Origin of the sequence: Bacillus sp. HMF5848, assembly GCF_003944835.1 — a bacterium.
Taxonomy (GTDB): Bacteria; Bacillota; Bacilli; order Bacillales; family HMF5848; genus HMF5848.
Genome location: NZ_RWIV01000001.1, coordinates 3361463 through 3375800, shown reverse-complemented (window position 1 = coordinate 3375800; position 14338 = coordinate 3361463). Strand labels below are relative to the sequence as shown.

Sequence of the window (14338 nt, the reverse complement as noted above, 5' to 3'; positions counted from 1 at the left end):
AGCATCCTCATGAGTTGAAAAATCACTTATGGGGATGTAATGTTGTGACTGAAAGCAAAAGCCCCTTAAGTGTAGGTTTGAGAATATAATAAACTAATTATGCCATTTGTATTGATCTCAAACTGAATGGGAGTTAGATAATGAGGATGTTAGATGAAGCGCTACTCTTATTTGGAGAGTTCCCTACATCACTTATTTCGATTAAGTTATAGGAGTTTTAGAAATATAAAATTAAAATAAAAAAAGACCATTCTATACAGAAAAGTCTTTTTCAGTATGGAGCATAGCGGGCTCGAACCGCTGACCTCTACACTGCCAGTGTAGCGCTCTCCCAGCTGAGCTAATGCCCCGTAAGTTAAAATAAGATTGTATTCTTATTTTATTGCGCTATAGATGAATAGTCAATAGAAAAAATGATAGTACTTTCTCAGTATATGAACTGGAGCTAGTTAGCCTTGCAGATGTCGGTCAGGTTATATCCAGTAAATGGATTCACTAAAATGTTAGAACATACAATATTATTTTTTAAAATGAAAGGGTATAGTAGGATAATAGATAATAAAACTAATATGACATCGAGAAAGGACAAATGCAATGGATTATAAAATGATTGTTTTAGATTTAGATGATACCCTTTTACACCATGACCAAACAATTTCTAAAAGAAATATTGAAGCGCTAATGAAAGCGCAGGAAATGGGAGTGAAGGTGGTTCTTGCTTCAGGACGTCCTACTTTTGGAATGAGACATATTGCAAAGGAGTTACTGCTTGATCAATATGGTAGTTTCATTCTTTCATACAATGGTGCGAAAATTATTAACTGTAAAACAAATGAAGAATTATTTAGTAGTACACTATCCCCAGAGATGGTACACACTTTATATGACATTAGCAAGAACGAAGGGGTATTAATTCACACTTACGTTGGAGATGAAATTTTTACTGAAGAGCATAATGAGTTCACTACTATTGAAGGTGAACTAACTGGAATGAATATAGTGAAGGTTGATAGCTTTAAAGATGCTATAACTGAACCAGTGGTTAAGGTGCTTATGGTGAATGAACCTGAGCATTTGAAAAAAGTTGAAACTAAGCTTCAACAAGAACTATCTGAGCAATTAAGTGTGATGCGTTCAAAACCGTTCTTTTTAGAGTTTACAGAAGTTGGTGTAACAAAAGGGACGAGCTTACATTTACTTATTAATAAATTAAATATCAAAAGGGAAGAAGTTATTGCAGTTGGTGATAGTTACAATGACTTAGCTATGATTGAATTTGCAGGATTAGGAGTAGCGATGGGGAACGCTCCTGATGATATCAAGGGAAAAGCTAACTACGTAACAGATACAAATATGAATGATGGAGTAGCGAAAGTTGTTGAAAAGTTTATCCTTCCTACTTCGGTACTTGTTTAATGTGTATAATGTTAGCCCTCTATTTTTAGAGGGCTATTTTTCAAATGTAATGAATGTAAAGAGGGAATAAGCATCAAAGAGCGAAATTAATATTAAGTTTAACTACGCTTTTATATAAGAAAGGAATTTTTTTGATGGAGTCATCTCGACCGATAATGAATCCTTACGCTGTTATTCTAATAGCAATTATATCTATTTCAATGTCAGCCATTTTTGTTCGGCTTGCTGATTCAGCTGCACCAGTAATAGCATTTTACAGGTTGTTTTTTTCAGTTATATTATTATTTCCTTTTTTTATTTGGAAGTACAGAGCAGAAGTGAAATTAATATCAAGACGTGATTGGTGTTTCAGTGTACTAGCAGGTGTTTTTTTAGCTCTTCATTTTATTTTATGGTTTGAATCATTAAACTACACGTCTGTAGCTAGCTCCGTTGTACTTGTAACTCTGCAACCTTTATTTGCATTTATAGGTACATATATTTTCTTTAAAGAAAAATTAACGCTCGGAGCAATACTAAGTGGAATACTAGCTATTGTCGGAAGTTTTATTATAAGCTGGGGAGACTTTCAAATTAGTGGAATGGCATTATTAGGTGATTTTCTAGCATTAGTCGCTTGTGTGATGGTTACAGCGTATTTATTATTTGGTCAGGACATACGTAAACGTTTATCGCTCATTACATATACATTTATAATTTATGGAATTGGTTCCATTACGTTAATTATTTATATAGTACTATTTAAATACTCTTTTCAACCCGTTAGCCAAACAGATTGGGTATGGTTTATTCTCCTTGCTATCTTCCCAACGTTGTTAGGGCATTCTCTCTTTAATTGGGCATTACGATGGGTATCAACTAATATTATCTCAATGAGTATTTTGCTAGAGCCAATTGGAGCAACTATTTTAGCGTATTATATATTAGGTGAAAGTGTACTAGCTACACAAATTGCCGGTGGCATCATAGTTTTATTAGGTATATCTTTATTTTTATTGTCAGCACGCAAAGCTAAACAGCTGCCATTTAAAAAATCTAAGATTTCCTTTAAGTAATAAATGTAGTTGAGCCAATGGTTGCGAGAATGAAATCTGTAGGTGTTTTTTTTGAACGAGATGGTATAAAAAGATCCTTTTTTCTGTACTTAGCTAAGGATTTATAACCTGGTCTAGTAACTTGGTCTTTTAAGTAGGCTGATCTATTAGCTCCCGGTTGTCTGCGCTCGTTTAAGTTTTCAATAATGAAAGCAGCAGAACCGATTCCAATTCCATGTCCAAAATATAAATCTTCACCTAGTATAATTGCGTTCTCACCTTGCCATTGTGGTGTGTTAGGATCAAATTGAGGGTTTTTAAAGTATATACAGTCACCAAGTAAAAAATCATCACCGATTGTTGTTTCAATATATAGATCCTTATCGTATTTCCAGTCGTAAAGCACTAAATTACTATATAGAGAATTAAAGGCACGGACATCTATGCAATCTAATACTGCTTTATAAAAAACTACAAGCATGGCAGTAGCGCATTCAAATGCGTATAAAGTACCGTTATTAAAAATATCTTGTATTGCATCGGAAGGAAGTCGCCCTCTTTTAAGAATAATTTCTCCTTTTCCAGACCGGTTCCAATATTGAGGATTAGATATGGTCGTTGAGAATGTTGCAAACTCTACTCCGCTTTTGTATAAATCATTCGCTGCTTTTATTGTAGCTGTTCTTAAAATTAATTCGAAATGAAGTTGTTCAAATGAATCATAACGATATATATTTCGGTATTGTGCCATTTTTCGAAGGATTGTTATATATGGTTGGTTGGGAAACATCTCTAATAGATTAGATATAGGAATGGTATTATATTGAATCTTAATCATTTTAGTCTCACCTCATTTTTGAAATACTACATTATATGTTGCCAATTTAAGGACGTGAGAAACAAACTGCAGTGTTAGTTATTTCTATGCCAATAAAAGATTGTAAATATGAAAGTAATTATAGAGAAATATATAAATGTGGATTAAAATCAACGGTAGCAATGAATTGAAAAAGAGTAAATAAATAATAAAACACTACTTGAAAGTTTTTTTGATATAACACTTGCATAGAAAATTTATATGTGATATATTATTAAACGTCGCCGCAAGACGAGCGGCAAAAATGAAAAACAAATTTTAAAAACATATTGACAGTAATCGTTCGGATGTGATATATTAATAAGGTCGCTTCAAACGAACGGCAAAAAAAGCTCTTTGAAAACTAAACAAAACCAAGCGCTAAAACGTTTCTATTATAGAAACAAAACAAGCGATTTTGAAGTCGCAAAAAGAATTGCCAGATGTAAATTTGAGCAAGTCAAACTTCTTTTCGGAGAGTTTGATCCTGGCTCAGGACGAACGCTGGCGGCGTGCCTAATACATGCAAGTCGAGCGAACCACTTCGGTGGTTAGCGGCGGACGGGTGAGTAACACGTGGGCAACCTGCCTATGAGACTGGGATAACTTCGGGAAACCGGAGCTAATACCGGATAACATTTATCTTTGCCTGAAGATAAATTGAAAGATGGCTTTTAGCTATCACTTATAGATGGGCCCGCGGCGCATTAGCTAGTTGGTGAGGTAATGGCTCACCAAGGCGACGATGCGTAGCCGACCTGAGAGGGTGATCGGCCACACTGGGACTGAGACACGGCCCAGACTCCTACGGGAGGCAGCAGTAGGGAATCTTCCACAATGGACGAAAGTCTGATGGAGCAACGCCGCGTGAGTGAAGAAGGTTTTCGGATCGTAAAACTCTGTTGTTAGGGAAGAACAAGTACCGTTCGAATAGGGCGGTACCTTGACGGTACCTAACGAGAAAGCCACGGCTAACTACGTGCCAGCAGCCGCGGTAATACGTAGGTGGCAAGCGTTGTCCGGAATTATTGGGCGTAAAGCGCGCGCAGGCGGTCCTTTAAGTCTGATGTGAAAGCCCACGGCTCAACCGTGGAGGGTCATTGGAAACTGGAGGACTTGAGTGCAGAAGAGGAGAGTGGAATTCCACGTGTAGCGGTGAAATGCGTAGATATGTGGAGGAACACCAGTGGCGAAGGCGACTCTCTGGTCTGTAACTGACGCTGAGGCGCGAAAGCGTGGGGAGCGAACAGGATTAGATACCCTGGTAGTCCACGCCGTAAACGATGAGTGCTAAGTGTTGGAGGGTTTCCGCCCTTCAGTGCTGCAGCAAACGCATTAAGCACTCCGCCTGGGGAGTACGGTCGCAAGACTGAAACTCAAAGGAATTGACGGGGGCCCGCACAAGCGGTGGAGCATGTGGTTTAATTCGAAGCAACGCGAAGAACCTTACCAGGTCTTGACATCCCTATGCCCGCCCTAGAGATAGGGTTTTCCCTTCGGGGACATAGGTGACAGGTGGTGCATGGTTGTCGTCAGCTCGTGTCGTGAGATGTTGGGTTAAGTCCCGCAACGAGCGCAACCCTTGATCTTAGTTGCCAGCATTTAGTTGGGCACTCTAAGGTGACTGCCGGTGACAAACCGGAGGAAGGTGGGGATGACGTCAAATCATCATGCCCCTTATGACCTGGGCTACACACGTGCTACAATGGATGGTACAAAGGGCTGCAAAACCGCGAGGTTGAGCGAATCCCATAAAACCATTCTCAGTTCGGATTGTAGGCTGCAACTCGCCTACATGAAGCTGGAATCGCTAGTAATCGCGGATCAGCATGCCGCGGTGAATACGTTCCCGGGCCTTGTACACACCGCCCGTCACACCACGAGAGTTTGTAACACCCGAAGTCGGTGGGGTAACCGTAAGGAGCCAGCCGCCTAAGGTGGGACAGATGATTGGGGTGAAGTCGTAACAAGGTAGCCGTATCGGAAGGTGCGGCTGGATCACCTCCTTTCTAAGGATTATTACGGAACATCTACCTTACGGTAGATGAAGCGCTTTGGTTTTGTTTAGTTTTGAGAGAGCTATTAACTCTCAAAGATAGTTCCTTGAAAACTAGATAACGATAAACAACGACATCCAAAACCAATATGGTTTAATTAGTAATGCCTCTTTTAACTTGTTTGTCGCAAAGTTAAAAGAACTGATTTATAAACACGATCAATGATCGTAGGTTAAGTTAGGAAGGGCGCACGGTGGATGCCTTGGCACTAGGAGCCGATGAAGGACGGGACTAACACCGATATGCTTCGGGGAGCTGTAAGTAAGCTTTGATCCGGAGATTTCCGAATGGGGAAACCCACTGTTCGTAATGGAACAGTATCTACACCTGAATACATAGGGTGATGAAGGCAGACCCGGGGAACTGAAACATCTAAGTACCCGGAGGAAGAGAAAGCAAATGCGATTCCCTGAGTAGCGGCGAGCGAAACGGGATTAGCCCAAACCAAGAGGCTTGCCTCTTGGGGTTGTAGGACACTCTATACGGAGTTACAAAGGAACGAAGTAAATGAAGCGACCTGGAAAGGTCCGTCAAAGAAGGTAACAACCCTGTAGTTGAAACTTCGTTCCCTCCAGAGTGGATCCTGAGTACGGCCGGACACGTGAAATCCGGTCGGAAGCAGGGAGGACCATCTCCCAAGGCTAAATACTCCCTAGTGACCGATAGTGAACCAGTACCGTGAGGGAAAGGTGAAAAGCACCCCGGAAGGGGAGTGAAAGAGATCCTGAAACCGTGTGCCTACAACAAGTCAGAGCCCGTTAATGGGTGATGGCGTGCCTTTTGTAGAATGAACCGGCGAGTTACGATTACGTGCAAGGTTAAGCTGAATAGGCGGAGCCGCAGCGAAAGCGAGTCTGAATAGGGCGAATTAGTACGTGGTCGTAGACCCGAAACCAGGTGATCTACCCATGTCCAGGGTGAAGTTCAGGTAACACTGAATGGAGGCCCGAACCCACGCACGTTGAAAAGTGCGGGGATGAGGTGTGGGTAGCGGAGAAATTCCAATCGAACCTGGAGATAGCTGGTTCTCTCCGAAATAGCTTTAGGGCTAGCCTCATGAGTAAGAGTCTTGGAGGTAGAGCACTGATTGGACTAGGGGCCCTCATCGGGTTACCGAATTCAGTCAAACTCCGAATGCCAAAGACTTATCCATGGGAGTCAGACTGCGAGTGATAAGATCCGTAGTCGAAAGGGAAACAGCCCAGACCGCCAGTTAAGGTCCCAAAGTATACGTTAAGTGGAAAAGGATGTGGAGTTGCTTAGACAACCAGGATGTTGGCTTAGAAGCAGCCACCATTTAAAGAGTGCGTAATAGCTCACTGGTCGAGTGACTCTGCGCCGAAAATGTACCGGGGCTAAACGTATCACCGAAACTGCGGAATGTCTGACGACATTGGTAGGAGAGCGTTCTAAGGGCTGTGAAGCTAGACCGTGAGGACTAGTGGAGCGCTTAGAAGTGAGAATGCCGGTATGAGTAGCGAAAGAAGGGTGAGAATCCCTTCCACCGAATGCCTAAGGTTTCCTGAGGAAGGCTCGTCCGCTCAGGGTTAGTCGGGACCTAAGCCGAGGCCGAAAGGCGTAGGCGATGGATAACAGGTTGATATTCCTGTACCACCTCACCACCGTTTGAGCAATGGGGGGACGCAGGAGGATAGGGTGAGCGCGCTGTTGGATTAGCGCGTCCAAGCAATTAGGCTGATGATGAGGCAAATCCCGTCATCGTGAAGGCTGAGTTGTGATGGCGAGGGAACTATAGTACCGAAGTCCTTGATTCCACACTGCCAAGAAAAGCCTCTAGCGAGGGGGTAGGTGCCCGTACCGCAAACCGACACAGGTAGGCGAGGAGAGAATCCTAAGGTGAGCGAGAGAACTCTCGTTAAGGAACTCGGCAAAATGACCCCGTAACTTCGGGAGAAGGGGTGCTTGTTGGGGTGTTAAAGCCCTGACAAGCCGCAGTGAAAAGGCCCAGGCGACTGTTTAGCAAAAACACAGGTCTCTGCGAAGCCGCAAGGCGAAGTATAGGGGCTGACGCCTGCCCGGTGCTGGAAGGTTAAGAGGAGGGGTTAGCGCAAGCGAAGCTCTGAATCGAAGCCCCAGTAAACGGCGGCCGTAACTATAACGGTCCTAAGGTAGCGAAATTCCTTGTCGGGTAAGTTCCGACCCGCACGAAAGGCGTAACGATCTGGGCACTGTCTCAACGAGAGACTCGGTGAAATTTTAGTACCTGTGAAGATGCAGGTTACCCGCGACAGGACGGAAAGACCCCGTGGAGCTTTACTGTAGCCTGATATTGAATTTTGGTACAGCTTGTACAGGATAGGTAGGAGCCTGAGAAGCCGGAGCGCTAGCTTCGGTGGAGGCGTCGGTGGGATACTACCCTGGCTGTATTGAAATTCTAACCCACATCCCTGATCGGGATGGGAGACAGTGTCAGGTGGGCAGTTTGACTGGGGCGGTCGCCTCCTAAAATGTAACGGAGGCGCCCAAAGGTTCCCTCAGAATGGTTGGAAATCATTCGTAGAGTGTAAAGGCACAAGGGAGCTTGACTGCGAGACCTACAAGTCGAGCAGGGACGAAAGTCGGGCTTAGTGATCCGGTGGTTCCGCATGGAAGGGCCATCGCTCAACGGATAAAAGCTACCCCGGGGATAACAGGCTTATCTCCCCCAAGAGTCCACATCGACGGGGAGGTTTGGCACCTCGATGTCGGCTCATCGCATCCTGGGGCTGTAGTCGGTCCCAAGGGTTGGGCTGTTCGCCCATTAAAGCGGTACGCGAGCTGGGTTCAGAACGTCGTGAGACAGTTCGGTCCCTATCCGTCGTGGGCGTAGGAAATTTGAGAGGAGCTGTCCTTAGTACGAGAGGACCGGGATGGACGCACCGCTGGTGTACCAGTTGTCTTGCCAAAGGCATCGCTGGGTAGCTATGTGCGGACGGGATAAGTGCTGAAAGCATCTAAGCATGAAGCCCCCCTCAAGATGAGATTTCCCATTCTAAGATCCCTTGAAGATGACAAGGTAGATAGGTTCGAGGTGGAAGCGTGGTGACACGTGGAGCTGACGAATACTAATCGATCGAAGACTTAACCAAAAGTCGACGCACAAACATCAGTTGTATTATCGTTATCTAGTTTTGAGGGAACTCTCTCAAAAAAGTTTTGAAAAAAGACTTGATTTTTGAAAATATATAAGTATAATAATAAATGTTCCTTAAAAAGTCTAGTGATAATGGCGAAGAGGTCACACCCGTTCCCATCCCGAACACGGAAGTTAAGCTCTTCAGCGCCGATGGTAGTTGGGGCATTGCCCCTGTGAGAGTAGGACATCGCTAGACTTGATGGAGGATTAGCTCAGCTGGGAGAGCACCTGCCTTACAAGCAGGGGGTCGGCGGTTCGATCCCGTCATCCTCCACCATAAAGGACATGCCTATAAAGCCGATGTAGCTCAATTGGTAGAGCAACTGACTTGTAATCAGTAGGTTGGGGGTTCAAGTCCTCTCGTCGGCACCACGTTATTCATTTTATTATTATATAAAATGAGCCATTAGCTCAGTTGGTAGAGCATCTGACTTTTAATCAGAGGGTCGAAGGTTCGAGTCCTTCATGGCTCACCATGATTTATTAATCATCTATAGTTTTCATAACATGCGGGTGTGGCGGAATTGGCAGACGCACCAGACTTAGGATCTGGCGCCGCAAGGCGTGGGGGTTCGACTCCCTTCACCCGCACCATGATATTCAAGCGCGGAAGTAGTTCAGTGGTAGAACACCACCTTGCCAAGGTGGGGGTCGCGGGTTCGAATCCCGTCTTCCGCTCCATAGTAAGTGCCGGGGTGGCGGAACTGGCAGACGCACAGGACTTAAAATCCTGCGGTAGGTGACTACCGTACCGGTTCGATTCCGGTCCTCGGCACCAACATTTTTTTCGTAAACAAAATAAAGCGCCCGTAGCTCAATTGGATAGAGCGTCTGACTACGGATCAGAAGGTTATGGGTTCGACTCCTGTCGGGCGCGCCATTTAAATACGGGAAGTAGCTCAGCTTGGTAGAGCACTTGGTTTGGGACCAAGGGGTCGCAGGTTCGAATCCTGTCTTCCCGACCATTAAAAGAATTACGGGGCCTTAGCTCAGCTGGGAGAGCGCCTGCCTTGCACGCAGGAGGTCAGCGGTTCGATCCCGCTAGGCTCCACCAACAAATTTATAATAAATACAATAAACATGGCGGCGTAGCTCAGCTGGCTAGAGCGTACGGTTCATACCCGTGAGGTCGTGGGTTCGACTCCCTCCGCCGCTACCATTACTACGGACCTTTAGCTCAGTTGGTTAGAGCAGACGGCTCATAACCGTCCGGTCGTAGGTTCGAGTCCTACAAGGTCCACCATTTTCATACGGAGGAATACCCAAGTCCGGCTGAAGGGATCGGTCTTGAAAACCGACAGGGGTGTTAAAGCCCGCGGGGGTTCGAATCCCTCTTCCTCCGCCATATCATTTTTAAAACAGTAAATATTATTATCGCGGGGTGGAGCAGTCTGGTAGCTCGTCGGGCTCATAACCCGAAGGTCATAGGTTCAAATCCTATCCCCGCAACCAAAAATGGTCCGGTAGTTCAGTTGGTTAGAATGCCTGCCTGTCACGCAGGAGGTCGCGGGTTCGAGTCCCGTCCGGACCGCCATTATTATAATACAGTGTATGGCTCAGTAGCTCAGTTGGTAGAGCAAAGGACTGAAAATCCTTGTGTCGGCAGTTCGATTCTGTCCTGAGCCACCATTTTTATGGACATTTTTAAAGATGCCGATGTAGCTCAATTGGTAGAGCAACTGACTTGTAATCAGTAGGTTGGGGGTTCAAGTCCTCTCGTCGGCACCAGAGTTTTTTCACTTATGTGAAAAAAACTTTCCATTTGAATATAGCACGGCGGTTGTGGCGAAGTGGTTAACGCACCAGATTGTGGCTCTGGCACTCGTGGGTTCGATTCCCATCAATCGCCCCATTTATTGCGGGTGTAGTTTAATGGTAAAACCTCAGCCTTCCAAGCTGATGTCGTGGGTTCGATTCCCATCACCCGCTCCATTCATTTAACGTAAGGGCCTATAGCTCAGCTGGTTAGAGCGCACGCCTGATAAGCGTGAGGTCGGTGGTTCGAGTCCACTTAGGCCCACCATATAAATATGGCCCGTTGGTCAAGCGGTTAAGACACCGCCCTTTCACGGCGGTAACACGGGTTCGAATCCCGTACGGGTCATTTCTAAAACGTTGCACATTTATGTGCAACGTTTTTTTGCATTTTCATAGATTCAAGTAAGACTTGCAATCATATAACCGTAATGATACATCACACATCATCCTCTAGTCTTCATTTTAGTTATACAACATAGTGAGTGCTAAAGTATCCTCATGTAAGTTTCACACAAAACAGCCCACTCTTTCTTTTCTAGACAAAACTACTTTATCCCATAAACCTTTCAGGAGGTGAGAAAAGATATTGGGAAATGTATCATCCCCTATAAAAGACTTCGGGTAGCTTTGCTGTGAGAGTGTTGTATTTTTCGCCATATGCCAATATCCGAACTAGTAGATTAATTGCTTTTACTTCGGTAAATTGAAATTAATTTTTTAGTGCTTTCTACAAATATCTACTTAATGTGATAGTGCCCACAAAGTTGTTTTGCAATTCATGTCACAAATGCCCCGTTTATATATATTAAAATTATTTAAATTTTTGTGAATTTTGTTAAATAAATAATATTTTACAAAAGTATTACACAGAGAAATCTGTGTTTTTGGTAGTAAAGAAAGCGTATTCACATATTTTAGAAAAATAATGAAATGAAAATAATGTAAAAGTTTGTCGTAAATTAACCCTATTTATTACAAGGATTTTGTTTTATATTGGTTGAATATAGAGCCTATACGGAATACGAAAGAGAGGGTGTTGTAATGACAGTGGTAGCTCCGTCAGAATTTGATTTGCATTTGTATCATGAAGGTCGTCATTTTCGATGTTATGAGATATTTGGTTCGCATGTTAAAAAGAATGATGAATTATGTGAAACGCGATTTACAGTATGGGCACCTCATGCTAAACAAGTTTCACTTGTTGGTACATTCAATGATTGGGAAGCAATAGATCCTCAATATACTTTGGAAAAGTTAAATAATGAAGGAATATGGCAAGTAATCCTACCTAAAGACTTAGAGGGGCATTTATATAAGTATCGCATAGTAACTCATGATGGAAATGTAATTTTAAAGGCAGATCCATATGCAGTATATGCTGAGGAAAGACCAAATACAGCTTCAATTGTTCATACGTTTCAAGAATATGAGTGGCAAGATACAAAATGGCATCAGAAAAAGCGACGTAAATCTGTTTACGACCAACCTATGTTTATCTATGAGATACATCTAGGTACATGGAGAAAGCATGAGGATGGTGAACTCTATACATATAAGGAATTAGCTGAACACTTGATTCCTTATGTAAAAGAGCATGGCTACACACATATTGAGCTCTTACCTTTAATTGAGCACCCTTATGATCGCTCATGGGGTTATCAAGGAACAGGATATTTTGCTGCAACAAGTCGTTACGGGACACCTGAAGATTTAATGTACTTTATTGATCAATGTCATCAAAATGACGTAGGGGTGATCATGGATTGGGTGCCAGGTCACTTTTGTAAAGATGCCCATGGACTTTATATGTTTGATGGACAGCCAACCTATGAATACGTTAAAGAACATGATCGAGAGAACTATATATGGGGGACTGCAAACTTTGACTTAGGTAAACCTGAAGTTAGAAGCTTTCTAGTTTCCAATGCTATGTTTTGGCTTGAGACTTTTCATGTAGATGGTTTTCGAGTAGATGCGGTAGCTAATATGCTATACTGGCCTAATTCAAATGAACTTCATGAAAATGAGTTTGCAGTGAGTTTTTTACAGACTCTTAATGAAGTAGTGTTTGCCTATGATCAAACGGTTTTAATGATTGCAGAGGATTCAACAGATTGGCCACTTGTAACAGCACCGACAAGCGATGGTGGTTTGGGGTTCAATTATAAGTGGAATATGGGCTGGATGAACGATACGTTATCTTATATGGAGGCAGAACCAGAGCAAAGAAAGTATCTGCATAATAAGCTGACATTCTCACTTTTTTATGCGTTTAGTGAAAATTTCATTTTACCGTTTTCTCATGATGAAGTTGTTCATGGAAAACGATCATTATTAAATAAAATGCCGGGCGATTACTGGAGGAAGTTTGCTCAACTACGTTTATTGTACGGATATCATATTAGTCACCCAGGTAAGAAACTCTTATTTATGGGTGGAGAATTTGGACAATATGACGAATGGAAAGACTTAGAGCAATTAGATTGGATGCTTGAAGAATATGTCATGCACGAGAAGATGAGGATATATACTAAAGAGCTTTTGGCTATTTATAAGCGTCATAAAGCGTTGTTTGAGCTTGATCATAATTCAGAGTGCTTTGAATGGATCGATGCAAATAACAGTGAGCAAAGTATCCTTTCGTTTATACGAAAGGGACAAAAGCCGGAGGATCATTTAGTCATTGTTTGTAACTTCAGAGAGTCTGTGTATCACGATTACTATATCGGAATGCCGACAGGTGAAACATACCGTGAAATTCTAAATAGTGATGATGAGCAATTTGGTGGTTCTGGTCAAATTAATAAAGGGGAAATAAATCCAAAACAAGAATCTTTTCATGGTAAGGAATATAAAGCCTCTATTACGATACCACCATTTGGCGTTACTATTCTACGACCCGTTAAAAGACGTAAGAGAAAGGGGAAAAAGACAAAATGAAAAAGACATGTGTAGCAATGCTTTTAGCAGGCGGTAAGGGTAGCCGCTTAAGTGCACTTACTGAAAAATTAGCTAAACCAGCTGTTCCCTTCGGAGGGAAATATAGAATCATAGATTTTACATTAAGTAATTGTACAAATTCAGGTATTGACACAGTCGGTGTTTTAACACAGTATCAACCCCTTCTATTAAACTCTTACATTGGTATAGGTAGTGCCTGGGATTTAGATAGACGAGATGGCGGTGTCACTGTGTTACCACCTTATAGTGAGTCATCAGAAGTGAAGTGGTATACAGGAACAGCGAGTGCCATTTTCCAAAACATCAACTATATTAAGCAGTACGATCCGGAGTATGTATTAATCTTGTCAGGTGACCACATCTATAAAATGGATTACTCTAAAATGCTAGATTATCATATTGAGCAACAAGCAGATGTGACTATTTCTGTTATTGAAGTGCCATGGGCTGAAGCTAGCAGATTTGGGATTATGAATACAAATGAAGAGATGCTGATTACAGAGTTTGATGAAAAACCGGCGTATCCAAAAAGTAATTTAGCATCAATGGGTATATACATTTTCAACTGGTCGCTTCTAAAAAAATACTTGGAGATGGATGATCGTAATCCAGAATCAAATCATGACTTTGGGAAAGATATCATTCCATTACTTTTAGAAGAAAAGAAAAAGTTGATGGCATATCCTTTCTCAGGGTACTGGAAGGACGTAGGTACGGTTAAAAGCCTGTGGGAAGCTAACATGGATTTATTAGACGATAAAAATGATTTGAATATATTTGATCATTCATGGCGCATATACTCTGTGAACCCAAATGAACCACCACAATATATTGCTCCGACAGCTACTGTAGTAAAGTCATTAGTTAACGAAGGCTGTATCGTAGAAGGACAAATCGAAAAATCAATTTTATTCCAAGGTGCTTATGTTGGGGAAGGCTCTTACCTTAAAGAAACAGTTGTGATGCCAGATGCACATATTGGAAAAAATGTACACATTGAAAAGGCAATTGTACCTCCGGGTGTATCAATCCCTGACGGTGTTCATGTGTATCCATCAGCACAAACTGATGAGATTATTTTAATCAACGAAGATATGCTTTTAAATCTTAATAAGTAAGA

General features: G+C 42.6%; 5 protein-coding genes, 21 tRNA genes and 3 rRNA genes. 27 read left to right on the top strand and 2 right to left on the bottom strand.

Annotated elements, in window-relative coordinates; translation table 11 throughout:
- Positions 1 to 277: 277 nt before the first annotated feature.
- Positions 278 to 350 (bottom strand) — tRNA-Ala (locus EJF36_RS16290).
- A gap of 244 nt (positions 351 to 594) precedes the next feature.
- Between EJF36_RS16290 and EJF36_RS16285 the strand changes: the two genes are divergently transcribed.
- Positions 595 to 1416, top strand: coding sequence for a Cof-type HAD-IIB family hydrolase (locus EJF36_RS16285; protein WP_125907305.1), 822 nt, complete (start codon positions 595 to 597; stop codon positions 1414 to 1416).
- A gap of 134 nt (positions 1417 to 1550) precedes the next feature.
- Positions 1551 to 2471 carry a DMT family transporter gene (locus tag EJF36_RS16280; protein ID WP_125907304.1) on the top strand — a complete coding sequence of 307 codons (921 nt, stop codon included), beginning with the start codon at positions 1551 to 1553 and terminating at the stop codon, positions 2469 to 2471.
- Here the strand turns inward: EJF36_RS16280 and EJF36_RS16275 are convergent.
- Positions 2464 to 3288 carry a protein-glutamine gamma-glutamyltransferase gene (locus EJF36_RS16275; RefSeq protein ID WP_125907303.1) on the bottom strand — a complete coding sequence of 275 codons (825 nt, stop codon included), beginning with the start codon at positions 3286 to 3288 and terminating at the stop codon, positions 2464 to 2466. The genes EJF36_RS16280 and EJF36_RS16275 overlap by 8 nt on opposite strands.
- Before the next feature lie 487 nt (positions 3289 to 3775).
- Between EJF36_RS16275 and EJF36_RS16270 the strand changes: the two genes are divergently transcribed.
- From EJF36_RS16270 to EJF36_RS16150, 25 genes are all read left to right on the top strand, one after another.
- A 16S ribosomal RNA gene (locus tag EJF36_RS16270) occupies positions 3776 to 5315 on the top strand.
- Positions 5316 to 5533: 218 nt separating this feature from the next.
- Positions 5534 to 8452 (top strand): 23S ribosomal RNA (locus EJF36_RS16265).
- 127 nt (positions 8453 to 8579) lie between these two features.
- Positions 8580 to 8695 (top strand): 5S ribosomal RNA (gene rrf, locus EJF36_RS16260).
- Together the 16S, 23S and 5S rRNA genes with 20 tRNA genes alongside form the textbook arrangement of a ribosomal RNA operon.
- Before the next feature lie 5 nt (positions 8696 to 8700).
- Positions 8701 to 8776: transfer RNA gene (locus EJF36_RS16255), tRNA-Val, on the top strand.
- A 19-nt stretch (positions 8777 to 8795) separates the two neighbouring features.
- Positions 8796 to 8871 (top strand) — tRNA-Thr (locus EJF36_RS16250).
- A 28-nt stretch (positions 8872 to 8899) separates the two neighbouring features.
- Positions 8900 to 8975 (top strand) — tRNA-Lys (locus EJF36_RS16245).
- A 33-nt stretch (positions 8976 to 9008) separates the two neighbouring features.
- Positions 9009 to 9093, top strand: a tRNA-Leu gene (locus tag EJF36_RS16240).
- A gap of 12 nt (positions 9094 to 9105) precedes the next feature.
- Positions 9106 to 9180: transfer RNA gene (locus EJF36_RS16235), tRNA-Gly, on the top strand.
- Positions 9181 to 9188: 8 nt separating this feature from the next.
- Positions 9189 to 9277, top strand: a tRNA-Leu gene (locus tag EJF36_RS16230).
- Positions 9278 to 9302: 25 nt separating this feature from the next.
- A tRNA-Arg gene (locus EJF36_RS16225) sits at positions 9303 to 9379 on the top strand.
- An 8-nt stretch (positions 9380 to 9387) separates the two neighbouring features.
- A tRNA-Pro gene (locus EJF36_RS16220) sits at positions 9388 to 9464 on the top strand.
- 13 nt (positions 9465 to 9477) lie between these two features.
- Positions 9478 to 9553: transfer RNA gene (locus EJF36_RS16215), tRNA-Ala, on the top strand.
- 28 nt (positions 9554 to 9581) lie between these two features.
- A tRNA-Met gene (locus tag EJF36_RS16210) sits at positions 9582 to 9658 on the top strand.
- Between the two features lie 7 nt (positions 9659 to 9665).
- Positions 9666 to 9742, top strand: a tRNA-Ile gene (locus tag EJF36_RS16205).
- Positions 9743 to 9751: 9 nt separating this feature from the next.
- Positions 9752 to 9844, top strand: a tRNA-Ser gene (locus EJF36_RS16200).
- A gap of 30 nt (positions 9845 to 9874) precedes the next feature.
- A tRNA-Met gene (locus EJF36_RS16195) sits at positions 9875 to 9951 on the top strand.
- 5 nt (positions 9952 to 9956) lie between these two features.
- A tRNA-Asp gene (locus tag EJF36_RS16190) sits at positions 9957 to 10033 on the top strand.
- Between the two features lie 19 nt (positions 10034 to 10052).
- Positions 10053 to 10128, top strand: a tRNA-Phe gene (locus tag EJF36_RS16185).
- A 23-nt stretch (positions 10129 to 10151) separates the two neighbouring features.
- Positions 10152 to 10227 (top strand) — tRNA-Thr (locus EJF36_RS16180).
- Positions 10228 to 10275: 48 nt separating this feature from the next.
- Positions 10276 to 10351: transfer RNA gene (locus tag EJF36_RS16175), tRNA-His, on the top strand.
- Positions 10352 to 10357: 6 nt separating this feature from the next.
- Positions 10358 to 10431: transfer RNA gene (locus EJF36_RS16170), tRNA-Gly, on the top strand.
- Between the two features lie 14 nt (positions 10432 to 10445).
- Positions 10446 to 10522, top strand: a tRNA-Ile gene (locus EJF36_RS16165).
- Between the two features lie 9 nt (positions 10523 to 10531).
- Positions 10532 to 10603 (top strand) — tRNA-Glu (locus EJF36_RS16160).
- 695 nt (positions 10604 to 11298) lie between these two features.
- The gene (gene glgB, locus EJF36_RS16155) at positions 11299 to 13197 is read left to right on the top strand and encodes a 1,4-alpha-glucan branching protein GlgB (protein WP_125907302.1); all 1899 of its coding nucleotides are present in this window, start codon (positions 11299 to 11301) and stop codon (positions 13195 to 13197) included.
- Positions 13194 to 14336: a glucose-1-phosphate adenylyltransferase gene (locus tag EJF36_RS16150; protein WP_125907301.1), complete on the top strand. Its 1143-nt coding sequence runs from the start codon at positions 13194 to 13196 to the stop codon at positions 14334 to 14336. The genes glgB and EJF36_RS16150 overlap by 4 nt, the downstream gene beginning before the upstream one ends.
- The last annotated feature ends 2 nt before the right edge of the window (positions 14337 to 14338 follow it).

Coding starts and splice junctions, on each gene's coding strand:
- EJF36_RS16285 (WP_125907305.1), top strand. CDS start 595: ATGGATTATAAAATGATTGTTTTAGATTTAGATGATACCCTTTTACAC.
- glgB (WP_125907302.1), top strand. CDS start 11,299: ATGACAGTGGTAGCTCCGTCAGAATTTGATTTGCATTTGTATCATGAA.
- EJF36_RS16150 (WP_125907301.1), top strand. CDS start 13,194: ATGAAAAAGACATGTGTAGCAATGCTTTTAGCAGGCGGTAAGGGTAGC.
- EJF36_RS16275 (WP_125907303.1), bottom strand. CDS start 3,288: ATGATTAAGATTCAATATAATACCATTCCTATATCTAATCTATTAGAG.
- EJF36_RS16280 (WP_125907304.1), top strand. CDS start 1,551: ATGGAGTCATCTCGACCGATAATGAATCCTTACGCTGTTATTCTAATA.